Annotated in this window: 23 protein-coding genes; 18 read left to right on the top strand and 5 right to left on the bottom strand. The window is 51.4% G+C overall.

The features are described from left to right. The first annotated feature begins 30 nt into the window (after positions 1 to 30). The 9 genes from EDC32_RS07735 to EDC32_RS07695 all read left to right on the top strand — a co-directional run bounded on the left by EDC32_RS07735 (position 31) and on the right by EDC32_RS07695 (position 8,684). Positions 31 to 1,029 carry a methyltransferase domain-containing protein gene (locus EDC32_RS07735; RefSeq protein WP_132221195.1) on the top strand — a complete coding sequence of 333 codons (999 nt, stop codon included), beginning with the start codon at positions 31 to 33 and terminating at the stop codon, positions 1,027 to 1,029. 51 nt (positions 1,030 to 1,080) lie between these two features. Continuing rightward, positions 1,081 to 1,854 (top strand): sporulation protein, encoded by a 774-nt coding sequence (locus EDC32_RS07730; protein ID WP_132221193.1) that lies wholly within the window; start codon positions 1,081 to 1,083, stop codon positions 1,852 to 1,854. A gap of 457 nt (positions 1,855 to 2,311) precedes the next feature. Then, positions 2,312 to 3,661 carry an adenosylmethionine--8-amino-7-oxononanoate transaminase gene (bioA, locus tag EDC32_RS07725; protein WP_132221191.1) on the top strand — a complete coding sequence of 450 codons (1,350 nt, stop codon included), beginning with the start codon at positions 2,312 to 2,314 and terminating at the stop codon, positions 3,659 to 3,661. Then, on the top strand, positions 3,658 to 4,383 hold the full coding sequence (bioD, locus tag EDC32_RS07720) for a dethiobiotin synthase (protein WP_132221189.1): 726 nt from the start codon (positions 3,658 to 3,660) through the stop codon (positions 4,381 to 4,383). Before bioA ends, bioD begins: the two co-directional genes overlap by 4 nt. Further along, positions 4,376 to 5,356 (top strand): biotin synthase BioB, encoded by a 981-nt coding sequence (gene bioB, locus EDC32_RS07715; protein WP_132221187.1) that lies wholly within the window; start codon positions 4,376 to 4,378, stop codon positions 5,354 to 5,356. Before bioD ends, bioB begins: the two co-directional genes overlap by 8 nt. Further along, entirely contained in the window at positions 5,353 to 6,537 is a 1,185-nt protein-coding gene (gene bioF, locus EDC32_RS07710; RefSeq protein ID WP_132221185.1) for an 8-amino-7-oxononanoate synthase, read from the top strand. Before bioB ends, bioF begins: the two co-directional genes overlap by 4 nt. After that, entirely contained in the window at positions 6,534 to 7,226 is a 693-nt protein-coding gene (locus EDC32_RS07705) for an alpha/beta fold hydrolase (protein WP_132221183.1), read from the top strand. Before bioF ends, EDC32_RS07705 begins: the two co-directional genes overlap by 4 nt. Then, a complete protein-coding gene (gene bioC, locus EDC32_RS07700; protein ID WP_132221181.1) occupies positions 7,219 to 8,055 on the top strand; it encodes a malonyl-ACP O-methyltransferase BioC in 837 nt (278 codons plus the stop codon). The genes EDC32_RS07705 and bioC overlap by 8 nt, the downstream gene beginning before the upstream one ends. 242 nt (positions 8,056 to 8,297) lie before the next feature. Next, entirely contained in the window at positions 8,298 to 8,684 is a 387-nt protein-coding gene (locus EDC32_RS07695) for a hypothetical protein (RefSeq protein ID WP_022737075.1), read from the top strand. A gap of 105 nt (positions 8,685 to 8,789) precedes the next feature. Here the strand turns inward: EDC32_RS07695 and EDC32_RS07690 are convergent, their stop codons facing one another. Continuing rightward, positions 8,790 to 9,773 (bottom strand): ketoacyl-ACP synthase III, encoded by a 984-nt coding sequence (locus EDC32_RS07690; protein WP_132221179.1) that lies wholly within the window; start codon positions 9,771 to 9,773, stop codon positions 8,790 to 8,792. Between the two features lie 525 nt (positions 9,774 to 10,298). Between EDC32_RS07690 and EDC32_RS07685 the strand changes: the two genes are divergently transcribed. The 3 genes from EDC32_RS07685 (at position 10,299) to EDC32_RS07675 (ending at position 15,736) form a co-directional block, all read left to right on the top strand. Further along, on the top strand, positions 10,299 to 12,674 hold the full coding sequence (locus tag EDC32_RS07685; protein WP_132221177.1) for a 3-hydroxyacyl-CoA dehydrogenase/enoyl-CoA hydratase family protein: 2,376 nt from the start codon (positions 10,299 to 10,301) through the stop codon (positions 12,672 to 12,674). 20 nt (positions 12,675 to 12,694) lie between these two features. Next, positions 12,695 to 13,876 (top strand): acetyl-CoA C-acyltransferase, encoded by a 1,182-nt coding sequence (locus EDC32_RS07680; protein WP_132221175.1) that lies wholly within the window; start codon positions 12,695 to 12,697, stop codon positions 13,874 to 13,876. Between the two features lie 78 nt (positions 13,877 to 13,954). Beyond that, positions 13,955 to 15,736, top strand: coding sequence for an acyl-CoA dehydrogenase family protein (locus EDC32_RS07675; RefSeq protein ID WP_211341906.1), 1,782 nt, complete (start codon positions 13,955 to 13,957; stop codon positions 15,734 to 15,736). Between the two features lie 51 nt (positions 15,737 to 15,787). On the opposite strand, the gene EDC32_RS07670 is transcribed toward EDC32_RS07675, so the two are convergent. The 3 genes from EDC32_RS07670 to EDC32_RS07660 form a co-directional block, all read right to left on the bottom strand. Continuing rightward, positions 15,788 to 16,177: a DUF2512 family protein gene (locus tag EDC32_RS07670; protein WP_054096248.1), complete on the bottom strand. Its 390-nt coding sequence runs from the start codon at positions 16,175 to 16,177 to the stop codon at positions 15,788 to 15,790. Positions 16,178 to 16,276: 99 nt separating this feature from the next. Continuing rightward, positions 16,277 to 17,017 carry a YheC/YheD family protein gene (locus tag EDC32_RS07665; protein WP_132221173.1) on the bottom strand — a complete coding sequence of 247 codons (741 nt, stop codon included), beginning with the start codon at positions 17,015 to 17,017 and terminating at the stop codon, positions 16,277 to 16,279. A gap of 93 nt (positions 17,018 to 17,110) precedes the next feature. After that, positions 17,111 to 17,878: a DUF2935 domain-containing protein gene (locus EDC32_RS07660; protein ID WP_132221171.1), complete on the bottom strand. Its 768-nt coding sequence runs from the start codon at positions 17,876 to 17,878 to the stop codon at positions 17,111 to 17,113. 453 nt (positions 17,879 to 18,331) lie between these two features. Between EDC32_RS07660 and pruA the strand changes: the two genes are divergently transcribed. Next, positions 18,332 to 19,876, top strand: coding sequence for an L-glutamate gamma-semialdehyde dehydrogenase (pruA, locus tag EDC32_RS07655; protein ID WP_132221170.1), 1,545 nt, complete (start codon positions 18,332 to 18,334; stop codon positions 19,874 to 19,876). A 64-nt stretch (positions 19,877 to 19,940) separates the two neighbouring features. Here pruA and EDC32_RS07650 read toward each other — a convergent pair whose 3' ends face one another. Beyond that, positions 19,941 to 21,107 carry a DUF418 domain-containing protein gene (locus EDC32_RS07650; protein WP_132221168.1) on the bottom strand — a complete coding sequence of 389 codons (1,167 nt, stop codon included), beginning with the start codon at positions 21,105 to 21,107 and terminating at the stop codon, positions 19,941 to 19,943. Between the two features lie 104 nt (positions 21,108 to 21,211). Here EDC32_RS07650 and EDC32_RS07645 point away from each other — a divergent pair, with 104 nt between their 5' ends. From EDC32_RS07645 to EDC32_RS07625, 5 genes are all read left to right on the top strand, one after another. Next, on the top strand, positions 21,212 to 21,880 hold the full coding sequence (locus tag EDC32_RS07645) for a TetR/AcrR family transcriptional regulator (protein ID WP_132221166.1): 669 nt from the start codon (positions 21,212 to 21,214) through the stop codon (positions 21,878 to 21,880). Between the two features lie 265 nt (positions 21,881 to 22,145). Beyond that, positions 22,146 to 22,892 (top strand): amino acid ABC transporter ATP-binding protein, encoded by a 747-nt coding sequence (locus EDC32_RS07640; RefSeq protein WP_132221164.1) that lies wholly within the window; start codon positions 22,146 to 22,148, stop codon positions 22,890 to 22,892. A gap of 72 nt (positions 22,893 to 22,964) precedes the next feature. Beyond that, positions 22,965 to 23,810, top strand: a complete 846-nt coding sequence (locus EDC32_RS07635) for a transporter substrate-binding domain-containing protein (protein WP_132221162.1) — start codon at positions 22,965 to 22,967, stop codon at positions 23,808 to 23,810. Positions 23,811 to 23,937: 127 nt separating this feature from the next. Continuing rightward, on the top strand, positions 23,938 to 24,597 hold the full coding sequence (locus EDC32_RS07630; RefSeq protein ID WP_132221160.1) for an amino acid ABC transporter permease: 660 nt from the start codon (positions 23,938 to 23,940) through the stop codon (positions 24,595 to 24,597). 15 nt (positions 24,598 to 24,612) lie between these two features. Next, positions 24,613 to 25,266: an amino acid ABC transporter permease gene (locus EDC32_RS07625; protein WP_132221158.1), complete on the top strand. Its 654-nt coding sequence runs from the start codon at positions 24,613 to 24,615 to the stop codon at positions 25,264 to 25,266. Positions 25,267 to 25,279 lie beyond the last annotated feature (13 nt).

Genomic DNA, 25,279 nt, shown 5'->3' with positions numbered 1-25,279 from the left:
TTTCGGCGGAGTGCAGGAGATCAGAGGCAGATGAAAGAAAAGTTATCCCGTCGGCAGGCGATCTTGTTTCTAGCGACCCTTGGGCGGGATGACCCCGGAGAAGCTGCTGTAAGCGGCTTGAGCATTTGGTTGCCGCCGAAGATGGCGACAAAGGTGTCAAAAGGGGAGGAGAAGCCGGTGGATAGGGAGAAGGAGAAGCAACAGCGCGTCAATCGCTTTAACCGGGCTTCGCTCATTTATGACGATTATGCGGAGAGTTACCGGAAAGTCGCTTGTCGTCTGCTGATGCAACTGGATCGCCATGGGTGGCCGCCACCGCGTAGGATATTGGATGTCGGATGCGGGACGGGCCATATGACGCAATTGATTCTGGAGGCATTTCCGGAAGCGGAGGTCGTCGCTCTGGATATCGCTGACCGCATGGTGCGGGCCACCTGTGAGAAGGTGGGGGATGATCGCTCCCGGCTGAAAGTGGTGGTCGGCGATGTGGAGGATGTCGACTTGAGCGGGTTGGGGCCGTTTGGTCTGATTGTGTGCAATGCGGTGTGCCATTGGTTTCGGGAGCCGCTGAAGACGTTTGGCAGATTGGCGGATAATCTGGAAACGGGCGGCCGCCTGCTAGCTTCCATTTACGGGCCGGACAACTGCGCTGAATTGGGTGCGCTGTTTGGCCAAGTGGAGGAAGAATGGAATCTCCCTCGCGAGCAACACTTGTTTCCCACCCGTTCATCGAAAGAGTGGGAAGAGTTATTGACGGCAGCTGGACTTGCCAAAATCGACTCGTGGGAGAGTTGGATGCGCTTGGAATATGCGAACGGCCTTTCCTTTTTGAAAGCGATCAAGGCGGTGGGGGAAGCGGCTGGTCGGACGAGCCATCCCCTTTGGCTTCAACGGCGCATACTTCTGGAGGTGATCCGGCGTTATGAACGGGCACACCGATGTGGAAGCGGAGTGTATGCCACCATGCATTTTTTGCAGTTTCTTTTTGAAAAGACAGATGACCCATCAGAGGTAATGCTGTTTAAATAACATGAATTTATGATAGGATTAGGTTGAAAACATCGAAAGGGCTGAAAATGAATGTTAAAAAACATCTTTGCTTCTTTTGGGTTCGGCGCTGCAAAGGTCGACCTGGTATTAGATGATTTTCGGCTGAAAATGGGACAGCCTGTGACAGGGAAAATCGTCTTGACCGGAGGGCAGGTCGAACAAGCCATCGAAGGGTTGGAAGTGGAGTTTCGCTTGGCTTCCGCTTATCAGCGTGGGGACAATATCGTCAATGTCAACGAAACGATCGCAACCATTCCGGTTACCGAGGAAACCTTTCAGGTGGCCCCAGAAGAAACGAGAGAGTATCCATTCACTTTTGTTTGCCCAGAATTTATTCCGGCGTCATCAGTGAATACGCGATATTATTTCCAAACCAATCTGGAGATCAAAAGCGGCATTGATGCGCAGGATCGCGACTTTGTGGATGTTTACCCATCCGGCCTGCAAGAATATTTCTGGGATGGGTTTAACAAGCTCGGCTTTGTGCCGCAAGAAGAAGGTTACACCGGTAAGAAAGGCGGCGGCTTCCAAATCATCCAGTTCCGGCCGACGGAATGGTTGCGCGGCGAATATGACGAGATCGTCTTTATGTTCCAGCCGGCACATACGCAAAACGGGGTGGCTGGCTTTTTCGAGCTGGACAAAAAGGGCAAAGGCTTACTCGGTCTGTTGGCTGATGAATTGGATTTGGATGAAAAGAAGGGACGGTTTGTGTTTACCAAAGCCGATCTCACTTCTGGCGAGTACGCCGCGGAAACGATTCGGCAGTTTATCAATCACCACTCCAAAGACTTGATCGGCTAACTGGCTAAGCGGCCAGCACAAGATGCCGACAGGCGCTGATAAAGACGCAAAAACCAAGCCATGTGAGATCAGGCTTGGTTTTTGCTTTTTTCTACGCCGCTTATCACATGGTATTTTACGTTGTTCGGGAGAGTCATGATGGAAAGGCACCTTGCAAATGGGTGGCTTTTTTGTGCGTATTACGGGACAAGGAATAGGGGTGATATTTACATCCGTAGCCAAGTGGACGGGAACGAAGATTTCGGTTTGGTTTCCTTAGCTGACAGTACAACACGGAGATGAAATTGTATCTCGCCTACACGGAAGGCACCTGTTTCATTCATGCTAACTTGGAGAGTGGTTGGTTAACGATTGTAAACTTAATGATGTAATCTTGTTGACAATATAGCGGAATCATTTCTATCATTAATGTAAACCTTTTGTTTGTTTTTGGTTTACAAAAAGGGGGGATGGTGGCTTGGCGACGTGGAGTTATGACGAGTTGCTGGAGAAAAATCGGCGCTTTCTATGGAATCCATTTACACAGATGAAGGGGTATTTGGAAGATGAGCCCTTGATCATCGAACGGGGAGAAGGGGTTAAGCTTTACGATGTGCGGGGCCGGGCGTATTACGATGGCAATGCGTCAGTATGGCTCAATGTGCATGGCCACGGGCACCCGAAGCTAAATGCTGCGATTCGAGAACAGCTGGATCAAGTGGCCCACAGCACGTTGTTGGGGATGTCAAATGTCCCCGCGTTGCTGCTGGCGGAGAAACTGGTGCAGTTGACCCCGGAACGGTTGCAAAAAGTGTTTTATTCCGACAGCGGGGCGGAAGCGGTGGAAATCGGGTTAAAAATGGCTTACCAGTATTGGAAATTGCGGGGACGTCCGGAGAAACAAGTGTTCATCAGCATGAAGAACGCTTATCACGGCGATACGGTCGGAGCGGTGAGCGTAGGAGGGATGGATACGTTTCACGCCACGTTTTCCGGGATGCTGTTTCCAACGCTGAAAGTGTCTTACCCGTATCCGTATCGTTTTGATGGTTCACCGGAGGCCTGCCGGCAAGCCTGTTTGGATGAGTTGGCTGGCGTGTTGGCGGAACATGGGGACAAAGTGGCAGGATTGATCGTCGAGCCAATGGTGCAGGGTGCGGGAGGCATGATCATGATGCCGCCAGGAACGCTGGCTGAGATTGAAAAGCTTTGCCGGGCGCATAAGGTGTTGTTGCTCATTGATGAAGTGGCTACCGGATTTGGACGGACTGGGCGGATGTTCGCCTGTGAGCACGAAGCGGTGCAACCGGACATCATGATGGTCGGCAAAAAGCTGACTGGCGGATATCTGCCGGTGGCAGCGACACTCACCTCTGATGAGGTGTATGACGCTTTTTATGGCGAACACCATGAAGGTAAAACGTTCTATCACGGACATTCTTATACGGGAAACCAGCTGGGATGTGCGGTGGCGTTAGCCAATTTGGCATTGTATGAAGAAGAGCGTGTGCTGGAGCATGTGGCTAAGGCCAGCCAGCTTCTGGCGGAGTTGCTGGAGCCGATGAAGGCTCTGCCCCACGTCGGAGAAGTGCGTCAACTCGGCTTGATGGTCGGCATTGAGCTGGTGAAGGATAAGGTAACCAAAGAACCGTATCCGTGGGAGGAAGCGATCGGGGCGCGGGTTTGCCGGCGGGCACGGGAACTGGGTCTGATCACCCGGCCGCTGGATCATGTCGTCACCTTTATGCCACCACTAGCTACCCCCTTCGCCGATTTGCAAGCGATGGTTGGGATTCTCGAACAGGCGATCAGGGAGGGGACAGCGTGATTCCGGGCAGCGGCTTGTTTATCACCGGAACGGGAACGGAAGTTGGCAAGACCGTGGTCACGGCAACCTTAGCGTGGGCTCTGCGGGAGCAGGGACTCCGCGTCGGAGTGATGAAGCCGGTGCAAAGCGGAGGCCGTTTGACAGACCCTGACACGGATGGGATGCGGTTGAAGACGTGGCTGGATCTTTCTGAACCAGTGGATGAGATCGTCTGTTACCACTTTCCCGAACCGGTGGCACCAGGGCTGGCCGCTGAATGGGCCGGGGTGGAGATTGCGCGCGAGTCGATCTTGCACAGGCTGGCAAAACAGGTGCAAGCATGCGATGTGATGCTGGTTGAGGGAGCGGGTGGATGGCTGGTTCCGCTTGGCGCGGATTGGACCATTGCCGACTTAGCTGCTGAAATCGGGTGGCCGGTGGTGATCGTTGCGCATGGACACCTGGGAACGGTCAACCATACGGCGTTGACGGCCTTAGCTATTCGCCAGCAAGGTTTGACGCCGGCTGGGGTCATCTTAAACGGCTGGTCTGCGGGGCTGGACGATCCGAGCGTTGCGGACAATCCGCGCCTGATCAGGCAAGTGGCGAAACTCCCTGTCTGGGGAAGTCTGCCTTGGCTTGCGGGGAAGCTTACCGGGGCAGTGCTTAAAGAAGCGGGGTGCGCGAACCTGGATGTCGGACTGGTCATGGAAACGTTAAAAGGGGGAAACACAAATGGGTAATTGGGAACGGCTGGCGGATAAGGCTTTGGCGGGAGAAAGATTGTCGTTGGAGGAAGGGTTGTCGGTGCTAAAAGCGCCGGACGATGAGGTGTTGCCCCTGTTGCAGGCGGCCTTCCGCGTGCGCCGGACGTATTTTGGCAAGAAGGTAAAGCTCAACATGATCATGAACGCCAAAAGCGGTTTGTGCCCTGAGGATTGCGGCTACTGTTCGCAATCGATCGTTTCCACGGCGCCCATCGAGAAGTACACCTTGCTAAAGAAAGATCAGCTGATCGCAGGGGCCAAAGAGGCGCAACGCCGCAAAGCGGGAACTTATTGCATTGTAGCCAGCGGCCGGGGACCGACCAAAGGAGAATTGGAGGAAGTCATCGCCGCGGTGAAAGAAATTAAGCAAGAGATGCCGTTAAAGATCTGCGCCTGCTTGGGAATTTTGTCTGAAGAGCAAGCTCAACAGCTGAAAGAAGCCGGTGTGGACCGATATAATCACAACTTGAATACCAGCGCCGGACATTACGCCAACATTACGACTACCCATACGTATGAAGACCGGGTGCGTACGGTGGAGATGGCCAAAGCGGCCGGAATCTCCCCTTGTTCGGGTTGCATTATCGGCATGGGCGAGACGATGGAACAAGTAGTTGAGATGGCGTATGGGTTGAGGGAGTTGAATGCGGATTCGGTACCGGTCAACTTCTTGCACGCTATCCCGGGTACCCCGCTTGGACATTTGGATGAGCTCAACCCGCTCTATTGCCTCAAAGTGCTGGCTCTGTTTCGCTTCCTGTTGCCCGACAAAGAGATCCGGGTATCCGGAGGGCGCGAATCCAATTTGCGTCAGTTGCAACCGTTGTCTCTATACCCTGCCAACGCCATCTTTGTCGGCGATTATTTGACGACGGAAGGGCAAGCTGTTTTGACTGACCATCAGATGATAATGGACATGGGTTTTGAGATTGAGGAGTGCGCACAGTGAGCGAGAGTTGGGAGAGCACGTTACGCGAAGAAACGGGGGCGTGGGCGGAGCGGCATTTGCTCCGTACGCTCATCCCAGCACAACAGGCGGGCCAAACTGTTCTCATCCGAGAGGGGCGGCGACTCCTTAATTTTTCTTCTAACAATTACCTCGGCTTGGCCACTCACCCAAAGTTGGGGCTGGCTGTGGCTGAGTCGGCATCTCAAGGGGTTGGCGGGGTGGCATCCCGGCTGATTATCGGTCACAACGAGGAAACGGAGACGCTGGAGCGGGAAATCGCCCGTTTCAAAGGGACCGAAGCGGCCTTGTTGTTTCCCAACGGGTACATGGCTAACCTGGGTTTGTTGTCCGCCTTGCTGAAGCCGTCAGATGCGGTATTCAGCGACCAGTACAACCATGCCAGCATTGTAGACGGGATTCGGTTGAGCGGTGCCCAATCATACCGTTACCGTCACCTGAACCTGGAACATTTAGAAGTTCTGTTGAAGCGGGCCGATGCCAAAGGAGCCAAGCGCAAGCTGATTGTTACCGATTCGGTGTTCAGCATGGATGGCGATGTGGCACCATTATCCGATCTGGTGCAATTGAAGCGGAAGTATAACGCCGCATTGGTGTTGGACGAGGCACATGCTGCAGGGGTGTGGGGACCCGGCGGGGCGGGTATGGCCCACCATCTGGGGGTGGCGGAGGACGTCGATCTGCATATGGGGACCTTTAGCAAAGCGTTTGGCGTGTACGGCGCATATGTAGCTGGTAAAAAGGAGTGGATTCAATATCTAGTAAACCGTTGTCGCCCATTAATCTACACCACCGCCTTGCCACCGGTGTTAGTGGCGGCGATCCGCACGTCCTTGCGTCTGGTTGAAGCGGGGGACAATCTGCGCCGCGATCTGCATGAACGAAGCGCGTGGTTTCGACAAAAGTTGCAAGAGGCAGGCCTATCCATCGGCGGATCGACTACCCAGATCGTCCCGTGGATTGTGGGCGAGAGCGAACAGGCGATTAAGCTAAGCCGGGCTTTAGCTGAGGAAGGCGTGTTGGCTGTAGCCATCCGTCCGCCGACTGTGCCGGAAGGGCAGAGCCGCCTGCGGTTTTCTCTGATGGCCACCCATACGAAGGCAGAGGTGGAACAGGCGGTAGCGGCGATCCGTCGGGTGGCTGAACAGGGGGCGGTGCGATGAATCAACGGGTTCGCTGTGTTTGGCTGGCGGGTTGGTCGGCCGATGAGCGCTGTTGGCAACCAGTCATCGAGCGCTTGCCAGAGGCTGAACACCAGGTGATCTCTTTTCTTGATATGCCGCCCTCTGCGGAGGAGATTGCGAGCCGCCTTCACATTGCACCCCCGTTTGTGCTGATTGGCTGGTCTATGGGTGCTTTTCTGGCGCTCCAGTATGCAGCCGCATATCCGCAACATGTGACGGAGGTGTGCGTGGTCAGTGGTGCAAGCCAATTCATCACACAGAAACGGGAGGCGCGCCTGCTTGAGAGGATGATGCGCAGAGTGACTGAAGACCTGGAGCAGGTGTTGCAGGAGTTTGACGGGCGTTTGTTCACCGCTATGGAAGTCAAGTGCATTTCCGCTACCAAACGAGTGATTCGCGGCTGTGTGCCTGATGCGAAAATGTTGCTGGACGGCCTTGGCTATTTACGGACGGTTTCCGTTCGTAAACTTGCGCCCTGGCTGCCATTTCCTGTTCACTTGCTCAGTGGAGCTGCGGACCCGATTTGCCCTGTGGCTGGCGCAGAAGAGTTGGCGGAACTGTTGCCGCAAGGCGATCTGACAGTCTGGCCGGAGGTGGGGCACGCGCCATTTTTGAGCCAACCGGATCGATTTGTCGCATGGATGAAGGAGAGGTGCAACATTGATTGACAAACAACGAGTCGCCCGCAGTTTTAATGCGGCCGCGGCCACTTACGACCGATATGCGGACGTGCAACGGAAGATGGCTCGCCAATTGCTCGACTCTGTCATACAAGGGGGTCCATCGCCTCAGCGGGTGTTGGAAGTGGGGTGTGGAACGGGGTATTTGACGGCGTTGTTGGCGGAGGTATTCCCGAAAGCAGAGTTGGTGGCGCTCGATTTGGCCGAAGCGATGGTGAGCGAGGCGAAACGGCGGGTGGCGACTGATAGGGTTACATTTATTGTGGCCGATGCGGAAACATGGTCGGCTACGGCCAAGGGAAGCTATGACCTGATTATCTCCAATGCCGCCATTCAGTGGTTTACCCAGCCGCAAACGGTGCTTGAACATTGGTTCCGCTTGTTGTGTCCGGGTGGGCGGATGGTTGCGGGCACATTTGGGTCAGATACATTTGTGGAGTTGCACCGCATCTGTGCCACAGTTGAAAAAGAGTGGGGCTTGCCGCCGCAGACGCATGGTTTGCCGCTGTTGTCGGCAGCGCGTTGGAAAGCGTGGCTAGATGGTGCTGGCTGGATGGAGACGGAGGTACGGGAAGAGAGGGTAACAGTGGAATTCGCATCTTGTCGTCAATTTTTATCGGTGTTGAAAAAGACGGGGGCCAGCCACAGCCAATCTCGCTTACCCTTGGCGACCGAACGGCGGTTGCTCAAAGAAGTCATGAACCGGTATGACCGCGAATATGCGGTACCAGACGGGGTGATGGCCACTTATCACGTGTTGCTGTTGGAAGGGAAAAAAACGGATAAAACATGCCAAACAAGCCGGGTGGTGCGTTAAACACTACCCGGCTTGTGTTGTGATAAAAAGGATGATAAAGGCTCGTAATAGGCTGCTGTGATTGCCACTTGCTTTTGCGGAGAAAATTTGTTATTTTATTAAATTGTATTTTGTTTTTCCCTTTTCTTATAAATGTGTTGGAATCGGTGTGAAATTAACGGATTAAAGCAGGAAATCAGTCAAAAACAAAGAAGAGTGTATAGTACTATTTTAAATAATAACTTTCGCATCGGGGTGATCACATGACCTATCTCTTGCTCATCATCCTGACCTATCTGATGATGGCCGCGAATCGCCGATTGTTGGGAATCCCCGGCTTTTTCTATTACAACTGTGTCCGTCCGTTTCTGAAACTGGCCTATCGTGACCGAGTGAATCGGGTGGAAGAGGTGTACTATTGGGATATGGCGGAAGCAGTTGGCGAAAAGGCACAATGGGCCATCTTGCCTTCCTACTTGATTGCGATAGACATCTTGCCGCAGATGGAATGGTGGATACACGCCATTGTTTTTTGTTTGATTCATTATCTGTGGTGGGTCTTTTTGTCGTTTCAGCAAATGAAAAAGTACATCCCACAAACACCTGCCTTGCGGCCGCGGACGTCACCTTCGCGGGTGCAACAAGCGTAAGGAAGGGATTGGATGGGCAGATTCAGGAAAGCGCGCCAGAGAGAGGGGGTCTTACCAAACAGGTAGAACCCCTTTTTTTGTGCTCTGTTTCCACGCTTGACGCCTTCACGCGGTCCAGCGAAGCAGTGAGCTCATGTGAACAAATCCTCCTCCAAAGCCGGACAATAACAACAAATCCCCTTGTTTCACTTTGCCTTCATCTATCCCCATTTGCAATGCCAGCGGAATCGAAGCAGACGAGGTGTTGCCATAATACTCCGCGCTAAACAGGGTCTTTTCGGTCGGATAATCAAGCCGCCCACAGACGGCGTCAATGATGCGCAAATTGGCGCTGTGTGGCACAAACCAATCAATGTCGTCAAGCGTGTAATCTGTTTGTTCCAACAAGAGCGGGATTTCGCGCGACAAGGTGCTGACGGCGATCTTAAACACTTCTCGTCCGTTTTGGATCATGTATCCGTTTTTGATGATCTCCTGCCCCCGTATATGGGTGGCGAGGTCGCTTTTGTACAAATGGATGCCCGCTGATCCGTCTGTTGTCATGCGGGTGTGGATAAAACTCGCTTGGTCGGCTGGACAGGCTTCAACCATGACTGCGCCGGCGCCATCCCCCAGCAGGATGCAGGTGTTGCGATCCGTGTAGTCTGTGATTTTGGTCAGTGTTTCTGCGGCGATGACGAGGATTTTGCGGTGAAGCCCTGATGTGATCATGCCATTGGCGAGGTGAAGGGCGTAGACAAAACCCGCGCAAGCGGCAGAGATGTCAAGGGCTCCTGTGTCGGGCAGCCCATAATGGTCTTGGATCTGGCAGGCGACACTTGGAAAAGTGGTGTCAGGCGTCGCAGTGGCGACCAAGATCAGATCGACCTGGTTCAAGGTGACTGGATAACGTGCCAACATATTGTCCACCGCTTTGATTGCCAGATGGCTTGACCATTCATCAGGTGCCGAGACGCGCCGCTCTCTGATGCCGGTGCGGGGGACGATCCACTCATTAGAGGTGTCAACCATTCGCTCCAAATCGGCATTGGTGAGCCGCTCTTCTGGCACATGTGTACCAATGCCGGTGATTTTCGCTAGGGAATGCATCATGGGGCCTCCTTGATACTTGGTATTAGTACCTTATATTAGTACCAGGTTATAATTTATACGCCGAGTATACCTCATTCCTGTGCAAAGGAAAAGGGGCCTTTCCAAGGTGTGCGACAAGCCGCTAAACCGATAGGAGGTGTGGGATGTTCGTGCTGTTTTTACTAGGGCGTGTCTGATGAATAGGTCAGCGCATCAAAACCATGTTCATCATTTTGCTGCTTCTTTCCCGTCCACTTGATTTGCCAGATACACCAAAGAGATGATGTTTTGGGGAAAGAGGATATACCTTCAGCGGCAAGGGTTTTTGTTTATTCAGAAAAGAAATTGGCAAAAAATTTTTATTAGCCCCTTGACGCATGAAAAAAACAGAGAAATAATATTATTAAATGATATAAAATTTACCCATTTCTAAATGATAACGCTTACTCGAAACTCTATCCGGTTGGAGGGGTTTTTTTCAGACCTCTTAATGAATGACTGTTCATTCAGATGAGGGGCGGACTTTGAGAGGAGGAATCATCGTTGGCACGCATCAAAAAAGCGGCAGTCTTGGGCGCAGGCGTCATGGGGGCAGCCATTGCCGGCCATCTCGCTAATGTGGGCATCCCCACCTTGCTCTTGGACATCGTGCCTCGCGAGTCGGTGGAGAGCAAGGATAAGAAAGAACGCAATCGGTTGGCGCAAGCAGGAAAAGAGCGCTTGTTCAAGGAGAAGCCTGCACCGCTCTATACCAAGGACGTAGCGGCACTGATTGAAATCGGCAACATGGAAGATGATTTCGACCGATTGTCAGAAGTTGATTGGATCATTGAAGTGGTTGTGGAGAATCTCGCTATCAAACAGGGCTTATACGAACGCCTCGAAAAAGTGTGGAAACCGGGAACGGTAGTTAGTTCTAACACTTCTGGCATTTCCATCAATAAGATGGTGGAAGGAAGAAGCGAAGCGTTTCGCCGTCACTTTTTGGGGACACACTTTTTCAATCCGCCCCGCTATATGAAGTTGTTGGAGATCATTCCCGGAAACGATACAGATCCTCAGATTGTTGAAGAGATGAAACACTTTGCCGAAGAGGTGCTGGGCAAAGGAGTTGTCCTTTGCAAAGATACGCCAAACTTTATCGCCAACCGCATCGGTACCTACGGCTTACAGATCACCTTGCAAGCGATGGTCGATCTGGGCATGGGGCCGGATGAAGTGGATGACGTAACCGGGCGGGCAATGGGCCGTCCCAAGAGCGCCACGTTCCGCACACTGGATTTGGTCGGCTTGGATACCTTTGTGCATGTGGCAGGCAATGTCCATGAAAACGCGAGTGATGAAGAGGAGAAAGCAGCGTTTGAAGTATCCCCCGTCTTGAAACAGATGGTGGAGAAAAAATGGCTGGGTGAAAAGGCGGGCCAAGGCTTCTATAAGAAAGTGAAAACCGAGTCCGGAAAAGAGATTCACGCATTGGATCTGGCGACGATGGAGTATCGTCCGCGCAAGAAGTTGAAAACGCGCTCATTGGAGCAGGCCAAGAAGGCTAAAAGCTTGCCGGAGCAATTGCAAGCACTGGTGTACGCCGACGATGTGGCGGGCAAATTGGCTTGGACCATCACTAAGAAAGTGTTGCTGTATTCCGCCAAGCGCTTGGAAGAGATCGCCGGTGACATCGTCAGTGTGGACCAAGCGATGAAATGGGGCTTCAACTGGGATTTGGGTCCCTTTGAAACCTGGGATGCGATCGGATTGGTAAAATCGGTAGAACGGATGAAAGAAGAAGGAGAGACCATTCCGGCTTGGGTAGAGGCGTGGATTGCGGACGGAAACACCCGCTTCTACGAAGTGAAGGAAGGCAAGCGGCATTCCTTCCATATCGGCGGCAAGTGGGGTGAAGTGGAAGAAAACGAAAAAGTGATTTCCCTCGCTCACTTAAAAGAGCAAGGCAAGCTTATCAAAGGCAATCGCGGGGCCAGCTTGATCGATATCGGGGACGACATCGCCTGCCTGGAATTGCATCCGCTGAAGCAGGCCATCGGTGCAGATGTGATCTCCATGATCAACGCTGCCGTCAAAGAAGTAGCCGCCAATTACCGGGGATTGGTCATCTCGGCGGAAGCTGCCAACTTCTGCGTCGGGGCCAACATCATGATGATGCTGATGGAGGCGCAAGATCAAAACTGGTTTGAACTCGATCTGATGGTGCGCCAATTCCAAAACGCGATGGGTTCCCTGCGTACCTTGGATCGTCCGGTTGTGGCTGCTCCGTACGGCTTGACGCTGGGTGGCGGTGTAGAAATGTGTCTGCCTTGCGATCGCATCCAAGCGGCGGGAGAAACGTATATGGGATTGGTGGAAGTCGGCGTGGGTCTCATTCCGGGTGGCGGCGGCAACAAAGAGATGTTGCTGCGCTGGACGGAAGGGGTTGATCCGAAAGATCGCATCTCGTTGCAACCGCTGGTTAATCACATCTTTATGGCTATCGGTCAGGCCAAAGTGTCGACAAGCGCCTTGGAAGCGCGGAAGTATAAGTTCCTTCGCGCATATGACGGCATCACCGCCAATCGCGACCATCTCGTCCACGATGCGAAACAAGTCGCCCTGGGTCTATATAAAGCCGGTTACCAAGCTCCGAAGCCGCGCATGATTCCCGTAGTCGGCGAAACGGGGTACAACGTCTTGAAATTGGGTGCTTACGGCCTGCTGAAATCCGGCCACATCTCCGAACATGACTATAAAATCGCAGATAAGCTTGCGTTTGTCTTATCCGGAGGCAACGTGCCGGAAGGAACCTTGGTGAGCGAGCAATATCTGCTTGATATTGAGCGGGAGGCGTTCCTCAGCTTGATCGGGGAGCCGAAAACGCAGGCGCGGATGCAATACATGTTGAAAAAAGGCAAACCGTTGCGCAACTAGAGGGAGAAGGAGGAAAGATTATGCGTGAAGCTGTGATTGTCGCCGGGGCGAGAACGGCGGTCGGCAAAGCGGGGAAAGGGTCTTTGAAACATGCCCGCCCAGATGACTTGGCCGCAGAGGTGGTAAAAGATTTATTGCGCCGCGTCCCGCAGGTGGACCCGAAAGAGATTGAAGATGTGGTGTTGGGGTGTGCTTTCCCTGAAGGAGAGCAAGGCATGAACATGGCTCGGCTCGTCGCTTTGCGTGCCGGATTGCCAAACGATGTGCCGGGGATGACAGTAAACCGGTTCTGCTCTTCCGGTTTGCAGACGATTGCAATCGCTGCGGAGAGAATCATGGCCGGTTTCGCCGACATCATCATCGCCGGTGGAGTGGAAAGCATGAGCATGGTGCCGATGGGTGGCTACAAGCCAGCACCCAACCCTTATTTGATGGAGCACTTGCCGGAGGCGTACATGTCCATGGGACACACGGCCGAGGAAGTGGCGAAGCGGTTTAATGTAACCCGTGAAGACCAAGACCGGTTTGCGCTCGCCAGCCATCAAAAAGCGTATGCGGCCATCCAATCGGGCAAATTCAAAGACGAAATCGTACCGATCACGGTGAAAGAACATTCCTTCGATGCCAAAGGCAAGTTGCAGTTTACGGAGCGAGTGTTTGACACCGACGAAGGGGTTCGTCCGGACACCAACTTGGAAACACTCAGCAAGCTGCGTCCCGTTTTCCATGTGAATGGCACGGTGACCGCGGGAAATGCATCGCAAACCAGTGACGGCGCGGCAGCGGTAATCATCATGTCCCGTGAGAAAGCGGAAGCATTGGGTGTGAAGCCGCTAGCCATTTTCCGCGGGTTCGCTTTGGGCGGAGTAGCTCCGGAGATCATGGGAATCGGACCGGTGGCAGCTGTACCGAAGCTGCTCGACAAAGTGGGAGTCTCCTTGGATGAGATCGACCTGGTTGAACTGAATGAAGCATTTGCTTCGCAAGCGGTAGCGGTGATTCGGGAGCTGGGCATCAATCCGGAGATCGTCAATGTCAACGGTGGTGCCATTGCGTTGGGCCATCCGCTGGGATGTACCGGAGCGAAGCTGACTGTTTCCATCATAAACGAGCTTGAACGGAGAAATGGAAGATACGGAATCGTAACCATGTGTATCGGCGGCGGTATGGGCGCGGCCGGCTTGATTGAACGGGTTTCGTAACACAGACAACCATGCCGGCGCGACAGCACGGCGCCGGCAAACGCCAGCATATCTTATATTCACTTTGACTATGGGAGGATGACAAAAGTGGCGGATAAAAAAGTAAAAGGCGGCGCTTTTCTGCTGGAACAGGCGGACTTGCAAGATGTGTTTACTCCGGAAGAGTTCAACGAAGAGCAAAAGATGATTGCCAAAACAACAGAAGACTTTGTTAAAGATAAAGTGTGGCCAGTGTTGCACGAAATCGAAGAGCACAAATTTGAGCACACGGTGCGCCTCTTGGGCGAAGCGGGCGAATTGGGTTTGCTTGGTGCCGATGTGCCGGAGAAATACGACGGACTCGGCTTGGATAAAATCAGCTCCAGCCTCATTACCGAAAAGATCTCCCTGGGTCGCGCTTTCGGCTTGTCCCACGGTGCTCATGTCGGAATCGGTACGTTGCCGATTGTGTTCTTCGGTAATGAAGAACAAAAGAAAAAATACCTGCCCGGCTTGGCTACGGGACAAAAGTTCGCCGCTTACGCCTTGACCGAGCCGAGCTCCGGTTCCGACGCGCTGGGAGCTAAAACCACTGCAGTGTTAAGCCCGGACGGCAAGCATTACATCTTGAACGGTGAAAAGCAATGGATCACCAACTCCGGCTTTGCTGATGTATTTGTCGTGTACGCCAAAGTAGATGGCGACAAGTTTACCGCTTTTATCGTTGAGCGTGATTTCCCGGGCGTATCCGTCGGTCCGGAAGAGAAGAAAATGGGGATCAAAGGTTCCTCCACGCGGACACTGATCCTGCAAGATGCGCAAGTGCCTGTGGAAAACCTGCTCGGTGAAGTAGGCAAAGGGCACAAAATTGCCTTCAACATCCTGAACATCGGCCGTTATAAACTGGCTGTAGGTACTTTGGGTTCGGCTAAGCGGGCATTGGAGATCTCCGCCAAATACGCTAAAGAGCGCAAACAGTTTAATATTCCGATTGCCAAATTCGGCTTGATTCGAGAGAAGTTGGCGACGATGGCTACCAAAATTTACGCGTTGGAAAGCTTGGCCTACCGGGTGGGCGGCATGTTTGACGCCGGACTGGAAGGTGTAGAAGACGCTGAAGGTGCAGCTGTTGCTGAAGCGATCGGAGAATACGCCATTGAGTGTTCTATCGCCAAAGTGTTCGGTTCGGAAGTGCTGGACTATGTGGTGGATGAAGGGGTACAGATCCACGGCGGTTACGGCTTCATGAATGAGTATGAGATCGAAAATATGTACCGTGACGCGCGGATTAACCGCATCTTTGAAGGAACCAACGAAATCAACCGCTTGCTCATTCCGGCGACCTTGATGAGAAAAGCGATGAAAGGCGAGCTGCCGCTCCTGCAAGCGGGAATGGAACTTCAAGAAGAGCTGCTGTCCATGATGCCATACATCCCAGAAGAAGACGCTCCTGCTTTGGAAGCGGAAGAGCATCTGGTGGAAAACGCCAAAAAGGTCTTCCTGATGGTCGCAGGCTTGGCTGTGCAAAAATACGAGGCCGAATTGAACAAAGAACAAGAGATTCTGCGTGACATCGCAGACATCGCGATTGAGACGTTCGCTATGGAAAGCGCGCTGTTGCGCACCAAAAAAGCCATCTCCAAAAATGGCGAAGACAAAGAGCAAGCCAAAATCGATTTGACTCGCGCGTTCATCTACGAATCGTTCCAGCGGGTGGAATCGTTCGCTCGCCACACCCTGGCAGCGTTGGAAGAGGGAGATGTGTTGCGTACGCAACTGTCTATCCTGAAGAGACTCACACGCCTCGAACCGCTGAACGAAGTGGCGTTGAAACGGACCATTGCTGCGCGCATCTTGGATGCGGAAAAATACGTTGTATAATTGAACGAGGAAAAAGAGCAACCCCTCGGCCCAAGGCTGGGGGTTGCTTTTTTACGGAAAAATTTCTTCCTTTCCGCTCAGACGATGGATCCAGCGGTGAAAGAACCATTCAATCGCGCTATAGATGATGGAAACCGTCAGCGAAAGCTGAAAAAGCGGGATGTTTTGAAGCTTATACAATTGCAGTCCGATGTCGCTATCAAATGTGTAGGTGCCGATCAACCAGACCAAAGTGAAGCTCACAAATAAATCGGAGAGGGTTGAAAACAGATTGCCGATCCGCGGCAGGAGATAGACATCCATTGCATAGCCCGATAAAGTCAAGGCAATGCTGGTGAGCAAAATCCATGCGGTCGGGACATGATAGGCAAAGCCCAATATGAGGTAGAGAATGAGACTGGTATAAATAAATTTCACTAATAACTGAAACGGATGGCTCATCAACCTTCGCCCCTTGCGTTTGTCATCTCCTTCTAGCATGCCACGGATGAAAGTACCTTATACCCGTTCCCCAGACAGAATCAATCGCCCAATTCCTCGTCAGCGAGCCAGGCGGTGCATCAGCAGAATCCGCCTATACGCTTTGGCGCTTAAGTTTTTGAACACCAAACCGCCAGGCTTAATATTGATTTCATAGATCCACAGGTGACCATTGCCATCGATGCCTATATCCAGTCCATATTCCGGCCATTTGGGATAACGGGCGGTCATGACCGCAACAGCCCGACGGGATAGCGTGATCATGTCGTCAATGGTCGCCAGCGCGGCGTGGTGTGTGTATCCCATGCCTTTGGTCAGGAGGGGATAGACATGAACAGACTTTCCGCCGCTGTAGGCGTTGGTGGCGATCCGGCGATGGGGTGCGACGCGTCCGACGATCCCTGCCACCACCCACTTGCCGTGCACACGGGACAAGTGCACGCGGATGTCTACCATTTGCCCAGTTAATGTCTGGCTACGGATTCCACGCTGAATCAAATACCGACGGCGCATTTTATGTTTGAGCAGATCAGTGTATAGGGTGTGAAGGGATTGGTAGACACGGGGGCGGTGCTCTTCGCGTGAACGCAAGGCGTAATGGAAAGGGTCGAGGCGGTCGACACGAAATAACCCTTTGCCTTGGCAGGAATTATCCGGTTTCAAATAAACAAAAGCGTACCGTTTTAGCATGTCATCGAGGTTGGACAAAGTGAGGGGGAGCGTCTTGGGTAGGTGGGGAGCCAAGAGAGGGTCTTGTTGCAGCAATCGTTTGTTATGCTGCTTGCTTATGATATTGTCCATGGCGGTTATGTTCCTCCCCTAAGAGAATATTGGTATTGCTATATCCTATGAGGGGAGGAACATGAAGTGTGGTGGAATGACTAGGGGGCCCGCCTAATTTTCTATTGGGCGGCAACGGGGTTTTTTAATTTCTGATACTTGTGCCAGCTTATGCAGATAATAGCATTCTTCTCTGTACATGTGGTCGGCCATCAGCGGGGCGAGGGTGCCCAACAACTTGTTGCTGAGGCGAAGCTCTTCTACCTCTCGCAAAAATGATTGAAACACTCGGATCTCCAAATCCACTTCCTTGTTAAAACGGGACAAGGCGGGGAAATGAGCCAGCTGGGTGCGTAAATACCCGGTTAACTCGATAGCTTTTATGTAAAATTCCTCAAATTTTTTAATGAAATAGCGTTGTTTGCGTTTAAATTCTTTTTCCGTACCATCCGTATTGATTTGAATCCCTTCCGCGTGTCCGGCCGCGTCGGGCAACCAAAGCAGGTGGTGGTGCAAAGGATGCTCAAGGGGCGGAACTTGATTGTTGATCAGGCATCCCAAAATGCGTAGATACTCATCGATTTCGTTCACCATATGATTGATGAAGGTTGGCGGCAAATGAAAGGTGATGGATTCGGTTAACAAGCGGCGCAAAAGATAGAGTTTCAGCTCTCTCAACGATTGAGCGGCTTCCTGTGACGCGTTTAGGTCAAAGGGGGTGTGGTCAGCCAAATGGGTAAACCGTTGCAACAGCGCCTGCGCTTGGGCGATTTCTTTCTCCTCGGAGGGGCCGAGTGCATCAAGAATGAATTGGCAATGATCCCGCAACACAGCCAGCCAAAACCGCTGTTCAAAATGTGTGGCCTGTTTGATATCGGACATGTTTGTTCCTCCTTGCATGCGATTTCCGTACCATGTTATGCGGAGAAAATGGGCAGTAGTCGCGGGAATAAAGCGAATGTTTATGCAATTTATTGCATGATTATAAAATTTTAAAGACAGATGATAATATTATTTTGTGGAGAGAGTGAATTGGTTTGATGGAATACCGGATGGATGAAAATGGAATAAGAGGGAGAGTGAAAAGTGGAAGCGATAGCCTTGATGGGGAACCAGCCTTTTTTATTGATGGGTGCTTAAGTTGGAGCGGTCACAGGTTAAAGGAACTCTTACTTTCATTTGGAATTTTATTATTGTATAGTATTAGGTGAAAAGGTCTTTTTATTATATAGTTTGAAATAAAAATAAACAAGGCTCGTTTTGCCCGTCGTTTCATGGTAGGGTGGGTAGTGGGCTACACTATCAAGGAACGATCAAGCTATAGGAGGTTATGAAATGATCGAGTACCGCAACGAACCGTTTACGGATTTTTCCCAAGAAGCTAATCGTCGCGCTTTTGAAACCGCTTTAAACAAAGTGAAGTCTGAGCTGGGCAAAGAATATGACATCATCATCGGCGGCGAGCACATCAAAACCGATCGCAAAGTAAAATCGATCAACCCATCCAATGTGGATGAAGTGATCGGGATTGTGTCCGAAGCCAATACCGAATTGGCTGAAAAAGCGATGCAAACGGCTCTCACCGCTTTTGAAAGCTGGAAAAAAGTGAGCCCGGAAGCACGCGCGCGTGTGCTGTTTAAAGCTGCTGCCATCCTGCGCCGCAAAAAGCATGAATTCTCGGCTTGGATGGTATTGGAAGCGGGCAAAAGCTGGCCAGAAGCAGATGCGGATACAGCGGAAGCGATTGATTTCATGGAGTTCTACGGCCGTGAAATGATTCGCTTGAGCGAACGTCAACCGCTGACCCCATTGCCGGGCGAAGACAACAACCTTTACTACATCCCGCTTGGCGTGGGTGCGATCATTCCGCCATGGAACTTCCCGCTCGCGATCACAGTAGGTATGACCACCGCCGCAGTAGTGGCAGGGAACACCGTCGTGCTGAAACCAGCGACCCCAACCAACGTGATTGCTTACAAATTCATGGAGATCCTCAAAGAAGCTGGCCTGCCTGATGGTGTAGTCAACTATGTACCAGGACCAGGCAGAGAAGTGGGAGAATACTTTGTGACCCATCCGAAAACCCGTTTCATCTCCTTCACCGGTTCCCGTGAAGTCGGCTTGCGCATCAACGAGTTGGCGGCTAAAACCGTGCCAGGCCAAAAATGGATTAAGCGCGTAGTGGCTGAAATGGGCGGAAAAGACTCCATCGTAGTAGACAGTGACTGCGACATCGATTTGGCAGTAGACAGCATTGTGAAGTCGGCATTTGGTTTCTCCGGCCAAAAATGCTCCGCATGCTCTCGCGCCATCATCCACCAAGATGTGTATGATGAAGTGTTGGAAAAAGTGGTTGCCAAAACGAAAGAACTTAACGTTGGCGAAGCACAAACCTTGGGCATTGACTTGGGTCCGGTTGTGGATGACAAAGCATACAACAAAATCCTTGAATACATTGAGATCGGTAAACAAGAAGGCCGCCTGATGGCTGGCGGTGGCAAAGCCGAAGGAAACGGTTATTTCATCCAGCCGACCGTGTTTGCGGATGTGGCACCTGATGCACGGATTGCCCAAGAAGAAATTTTCGGTCCGGTGGTGGCGTTCATCAAAGCGAAAGACTTTGAGGATGCCTTGGCAATTGCCAACAACACCGATTATGGTTTGACCGGTGCCGTCATCTCCCGCAACCGCATGCACTTGGAACGCGCACGCGAAGAATTTTTCGTGGGTAACCTGTACTTCAACCGTAAGTGCACGGGTGCGCTGGTAGGTGTTCATCCGTTTGGCGGATTCAACATGTCTGGTACGGACTCCAAAGCAGGTGGCCGTGACTACCTGTTGCTGTTCACCCAAGCAAAATTGGTATCCGAAGCACTGTAAGCTTGTGCAAAGAACAAGCCGTCGGGCATCGACCCGGCGGCTTATTTGTCGTATCGCCCCGCAATCAGGCGCGCAAGCTTTTTTCCGTCTGTTTTTCTTTCTCCAGCAATCCGGTCAGCACCTTGCGGGCGGTTTCCATCGGTCCCATGGGAAAGCGCCGGAGCCATAAGCAGGCGAAAAGCAGTTGAAACAGGCAGACCGCGATCCAAATGACGATGACCGCAAGTGAGTTGAGATTGCCGCCCAAGCCAAATCCCCATCCGTAAAACAAAATGGAGCACACGATATTCTGCAATACATAACAACTCAAAGACATTTTACCTGTGTTCTCCAAGAAGCCCCACAGAGACAAGGAACGAAATTTGTCTACCAACCACCCGATCAACCCCATGTAACCGAGCGACAGAATCGGGGCGAATAGATATCGCACCGGAAAGTCGAAATAACCGCCAGGAACAAACCACAACATATTGAGAGGCAAGCCGACGAGCAAACCGATTTTCATCAATTTTCTCCGCAGGTTCCGTCCGTTGACGTCATCTTGGAAGGCCCCTTTTCGCATCAATTTGACACCGATCAAAAACAGAAGGGCGTTGTAAGGAATGGCGTAGATCGCTTCGAGGCGCAGAAGCCAAAAATCACTGAGCCGATATTGCACCTGTTCCCACCAGGTTCCGCTTTGATAGAGGGTGAGCACTGCTTGGGGAGTGGACATTGTGTCGGCGTTGACTTGATGAGACAGCACCCCCAAGCTGACGAAGCCGATGAAGAAAGCGTGAATGACCGCGAAGACGATCATGGCGATGCGTATGACTTTTTCTCCCCCCTTGACGATGAAGGCGACTAACATCGCCGTCACGGCATAGGACATCAAAATGTCGTACTCCATCACCAAGGTGAAGTGCAGAAACCCTTCCAACAGCAAAATGAGTGAAATCCATATATACATGCCCGGCCAGGGGCGTCCCAATCGCTGCGTTTGTTGATATTTCAACTCTAATCCGATACCGAACATGATTGCTAACAAACCGAGCAATTTTCCGTTGACCAAAGCAAGCATCAAGATGCGCAAAAACGTGTCTGCTGAGGACCACCATTCGCTATGGGTAAAGGTTAAAAGATAATTTAAGTCACCCAAATACGCAAATAGCCAGATATTGGTCCCCAATGTGCCTAAGATCGCCAACCCCCGCAAAATATCCAGCGTTTTGATTCGCTTGGCGTGTGCCATCTTTTATGCTTCCTCTCCAATCCTTTGGTTTTATTTAGTACGACAGTGCTGAATAAAAATTAGCACAATTGTGCTAAATAAATCAAGTATGCTATAATCAGGTCATGCCAAAAAAAGTGGATCACGAAAAACAAAAACAGAAAATCGCGGAAGCTGCTTGGCGGGTCATTCGTAATGAAGGGCTGGAGCAATGCACTGTGCGCAACATTGCCAAAGAAGCGGGATTGCCGGTCAGCTCGATGCGCTATTATTTTTCCAACCAGTCGCAGCTGTTCGTGTTTGCCACCAAGCATCTGATTGACCGCATCGCGCATCGGTTGGAAACCATCCCTTACACGGGAGTTCCCTTCAATGACCTCAAGCTGTTGCTGGAGCAGTTCATCCCATTGGATGAGGACAGGCAATTGGAAGTGGAAGTGTGGCATTCGTTTTCAGCCAAGGCGCTGCATGATCCTGAGCTACAGCCGCTGAATGAAGAGATGTATGAAGACTTGCACCAAATTATTCGGGGAGCGTTACGCTTGCTGACGCAGGTGAACTTATTAAAACCTGATCTTGACCTTGATTTGGAGACAGAGCGGCTGTATGCGTTGGTAGACGGATTAGCAATACATAGCATTCTCCGACCGGACAAGTTTCCGCCAGCCAAGATTGACGCCATTTTGACGCATCATCTGGAACCTTTGTTTCTTTACAGGGACAGCCAGGATCATTTTGTGATGGAGGAGATCTCAAAGGCTTTAAAATCATATCGATTAGGTTTGCTCAACTGAATAAAGAGGAGGGATGGTGACGTTCACATTACGCCTCGCGAGCGACTGGGTTGGCATTGGCATGCCTCCTTCATCACACTGCGGAAGACCCTGAATCTCACCCGTGCAGGTGGGGTTCGGGGTTTATTATTTGCCATGGAAAAAAGAAATGGCGGCGAATTGTAACTTATTGTAGCGATTTGATGTTTTTTGAAACCTTCAATGTAAGCTAAAAGCATGACCGGGTGACCGGAATAAAGGATTGAATATTGCTGCTGTTTTTGCAATGAAGGGGGGATTAGCCATCATCCGTTTTAAGGGAGTGAATAAATGGTATGGCGACTTTCAAGTTTTAAGCGATATCCATCTTGAGATCAAAGCAGGTGAGGTGGTCGTCATTTTGGGCCCGAGTGGTTCGGGCAAAAGCACGTTGTTGCGTTGTATCAATCAGTTGGAGACGATCTCGGACGGAGAGCTGATTGTGGATGGATGCAATGTGCAGGACAAAAAAACGGACATCAATCGCTTGCGCCAAGAAATTGGTATGGTGTTCCAGCATTTTCATTTGTATCCGCATAAAACAGTGTTGGAAAACATTACGTTGGCACCCCGCAAAGTGCGCAAAATGCCCAAAGAGGAAGCGGAACGCATCGCGTGTCAATACTTGGCCAAAGTGGGCATTCCGGAAAAGGCGAACAGCTATCCGTCTCAGTTGTCAGGCGGACAGCAACAACGCGTGGCTATTGCCCGTGGGTTGGCCATGAAGCCAAAGATCATGCTGTTTGATGAACCGACATCGGCACTGGACCCCGAAATGATCGGTGAAGTGTTGGATGTGATGCGAACGCTGGCCAATGAAGGGATGACCATGGTTGTGGTGACACATGAGATGGGATTTGCCCGTGAAGTGGCCGACCGGATTATTTTTATGGACGGGGGCCGTATCTTGGAAGACGCTACTCCTGACCAATTTTTCAATCACCCGAAAGAAGAGCGGACACGAATCTTTTTGAGCAAAATCTTAAAACATTGAGCCACGCGTGGGGCAGGACGTGTTATAGGAACAGTGGAGTGGAGAGAAGGCACATGAAAAGGGGAGATTGGCATGCGCAAATGGTGCGCTCTTTTACTGATCGTCGCCTTGGCGTTGTTTGGCGCCGCTTGCAACGGAACCGGCGGTGGAGGAAAGGGAACCGATGACAACTCGCTCGAACAGATTAAGCAACGTGGAAAGCTGGTTGCCGGTGTCAAATACGATACGTACCTGTTTGGATATAAAGATCCTGCGGACGGACAGGTCAAAGGGTTTGAAATCGACTTGATGAAAGAGTTGGCTAAGCGCATGCTGGGCGATGAGTCCAAGTTGGAGTTAAAAGAAGTGAATTCCAAAACGCGGATCAAGCTGCTCAATGGCGGAGACATCGATCTGATCTGCGCTACAATGACGATTTCGGAGAAACGAGAAAAAGAAGTCGATTTCTCCCGCGTTTATTTCATGGCTGGTCAATCGTTGCTTGTTCCCAACAACAGTTCCATCAAAACAGTGCATGATACCAAAGGGAAAAAAGTGGCCACGGCCAAAGGGGCGACCAGCGGAAATAACCTGAAGTCAGTGGAGCCTGGCGCGCAAATTCAATTGTACGAAAATTATGCTGATGCGTTTACTGCTTTGCGCGCGGGTCAAGTGGACGCCTTGACCACGGATGACAGTATATTGATGGGTATGCAACAACAAGATCCTAATTTCAAATTGGTTGGGGGCCAATTCACCAAAGAGCCTTACGGCATTGGCTTGAAAAAAGGGGCGACTGAGCTACAAGCTTATGTCGATCAATTTCTCGATCAAATCATCGCGGACGGTACCTATGCCAATCTGTACATGAAGTGGTTTAAACAAGCGCCGCCTAAAGATCTGCCCCGACAGGCGGTACAAGCTTCGCCTGGGAAATAGAAGCGGGAGCAAAGGAAGGAAAGGATGTTTTCCAACGGTGTCACTGATCTGTGGTCGGAAAACATCCTTTTCCGCTGAAATGATGTGAAAGTTGCTTTCAGCCGAGCGGGAATGAGAAAGGAGTGGTGTGCAGGTGGATTTCAGTTTTTTGGAGTTTTATCAGCAAGAGTTCTATGATGGGTTGTGGACAACGATTTCCGTTAGTTTGTTCGCACTGGTCTTCAGCCTGATCTTAGGTACGGTGATTGCCGTGTTGCGCATCTCCGGTGTTAAGGCGTTGGCTGGTTTTGGAACGGCGTATGTTGAGTTCATCCGCAACACCCCCCTCGTCGCGCAGATTTTCTTTGTCTTTTTCGCTTTGCCTGCGGTGGGGATCAAGCTCTCACAGTTTGCGGTGGGGACGATTGGATTGTCCATTTACACCAGTTCTTATATTACAGAAGTGATTCGGGCCGGAATTCAATCCGTGCCGTGCGGACAGATGGAAGCGGCCAGGTCGTCGGGAATGACTTATGTCCAGGCGATGTGGTACGTTATTTTGCCACAGGCGTTTAAGCTGATTGTCCCGCCGCTTGGCAACCAGTTTATCAATCTGGTGAAAAACTCGTCCGTGTTGGCGGTGATCGCGGGTGGAGAACTGATGTATTTCACCGATGTGGCGACGACGGAAGCCGATGTGACGCCCGTATATCTTTTTGTTGCCGTCGTTTATCTGCTGCTCACTGTTCCGCTCAGTCTGTTGGTCCATTTTTTAGAACGCTGTTGGCTGGGCAGGAAATCAAGTTAGATGGAGGGGGAAGCGATGGATTTTTCTTTCTTGACACGCGCCGACATCATGAAGACATTGCTGGACGGGCTGTTGGTCACCTTGGAAGTCGCCTTGTTTTCAATTTTGTTTAGTTTCATCTGCGGCATTGTTTTGGGGACGCTACGCTACACCAAAATACCCGTGTTGTCCCACTTGGCGGCACTATATATTGAAACGGTTCGCAACCTCCCGCTTTTGTTGATCATTTTCTTCGGTTTTTTTGCTTTCAAAGAATGGGGCTGGGAATTGCCGATCACCATATCGGTGATCATCAGCATGACCATTTTCACATCAGCGCTGGTCGGGGAAATCGTGCGCGGTGGCCTAAATTCGGTTGATAAGGGGCAAATCGAGGCAGCGCGGGCTTCCGGTTTGACTTATGTGCAAACCTTGTGGCACATTGTGTTGCCGCAAGCATTGCGACGCATGATACCGCCGATGGTGAGCCAATTTGTCTCATTATTGAAAGATACTTCACTGGCGGTAGCCATTTCATTGCCCGAATTGATGCATAACGCACAAATCGTGTACAGCCGTTATTACAACATGACCGTTCCATTGCTGATTTTTGTGTCGTTGGTCTATTTTGTGATCAATTATGGTCTCTCGCAAGCAAGCAGACAGTTGGAGAAAAAATTAGCAGGATAGACATATTTTGGAT

Source organism: Laceyella sacchari, assembly GCF_004343255.1.
GTDB classification, from domain to species: domain Bacteria; phylum Bacillota; class Bacilli; order Thermoactinomycetales; family Thermoactinomycetaceae; genus Laceyella; species Laceyella sacchari.
The sequence above is the reverse complement of the archived record's forward strand: the minus strand, read 5'-3'. Positions and strand labels throughout refer to the sequence as shown.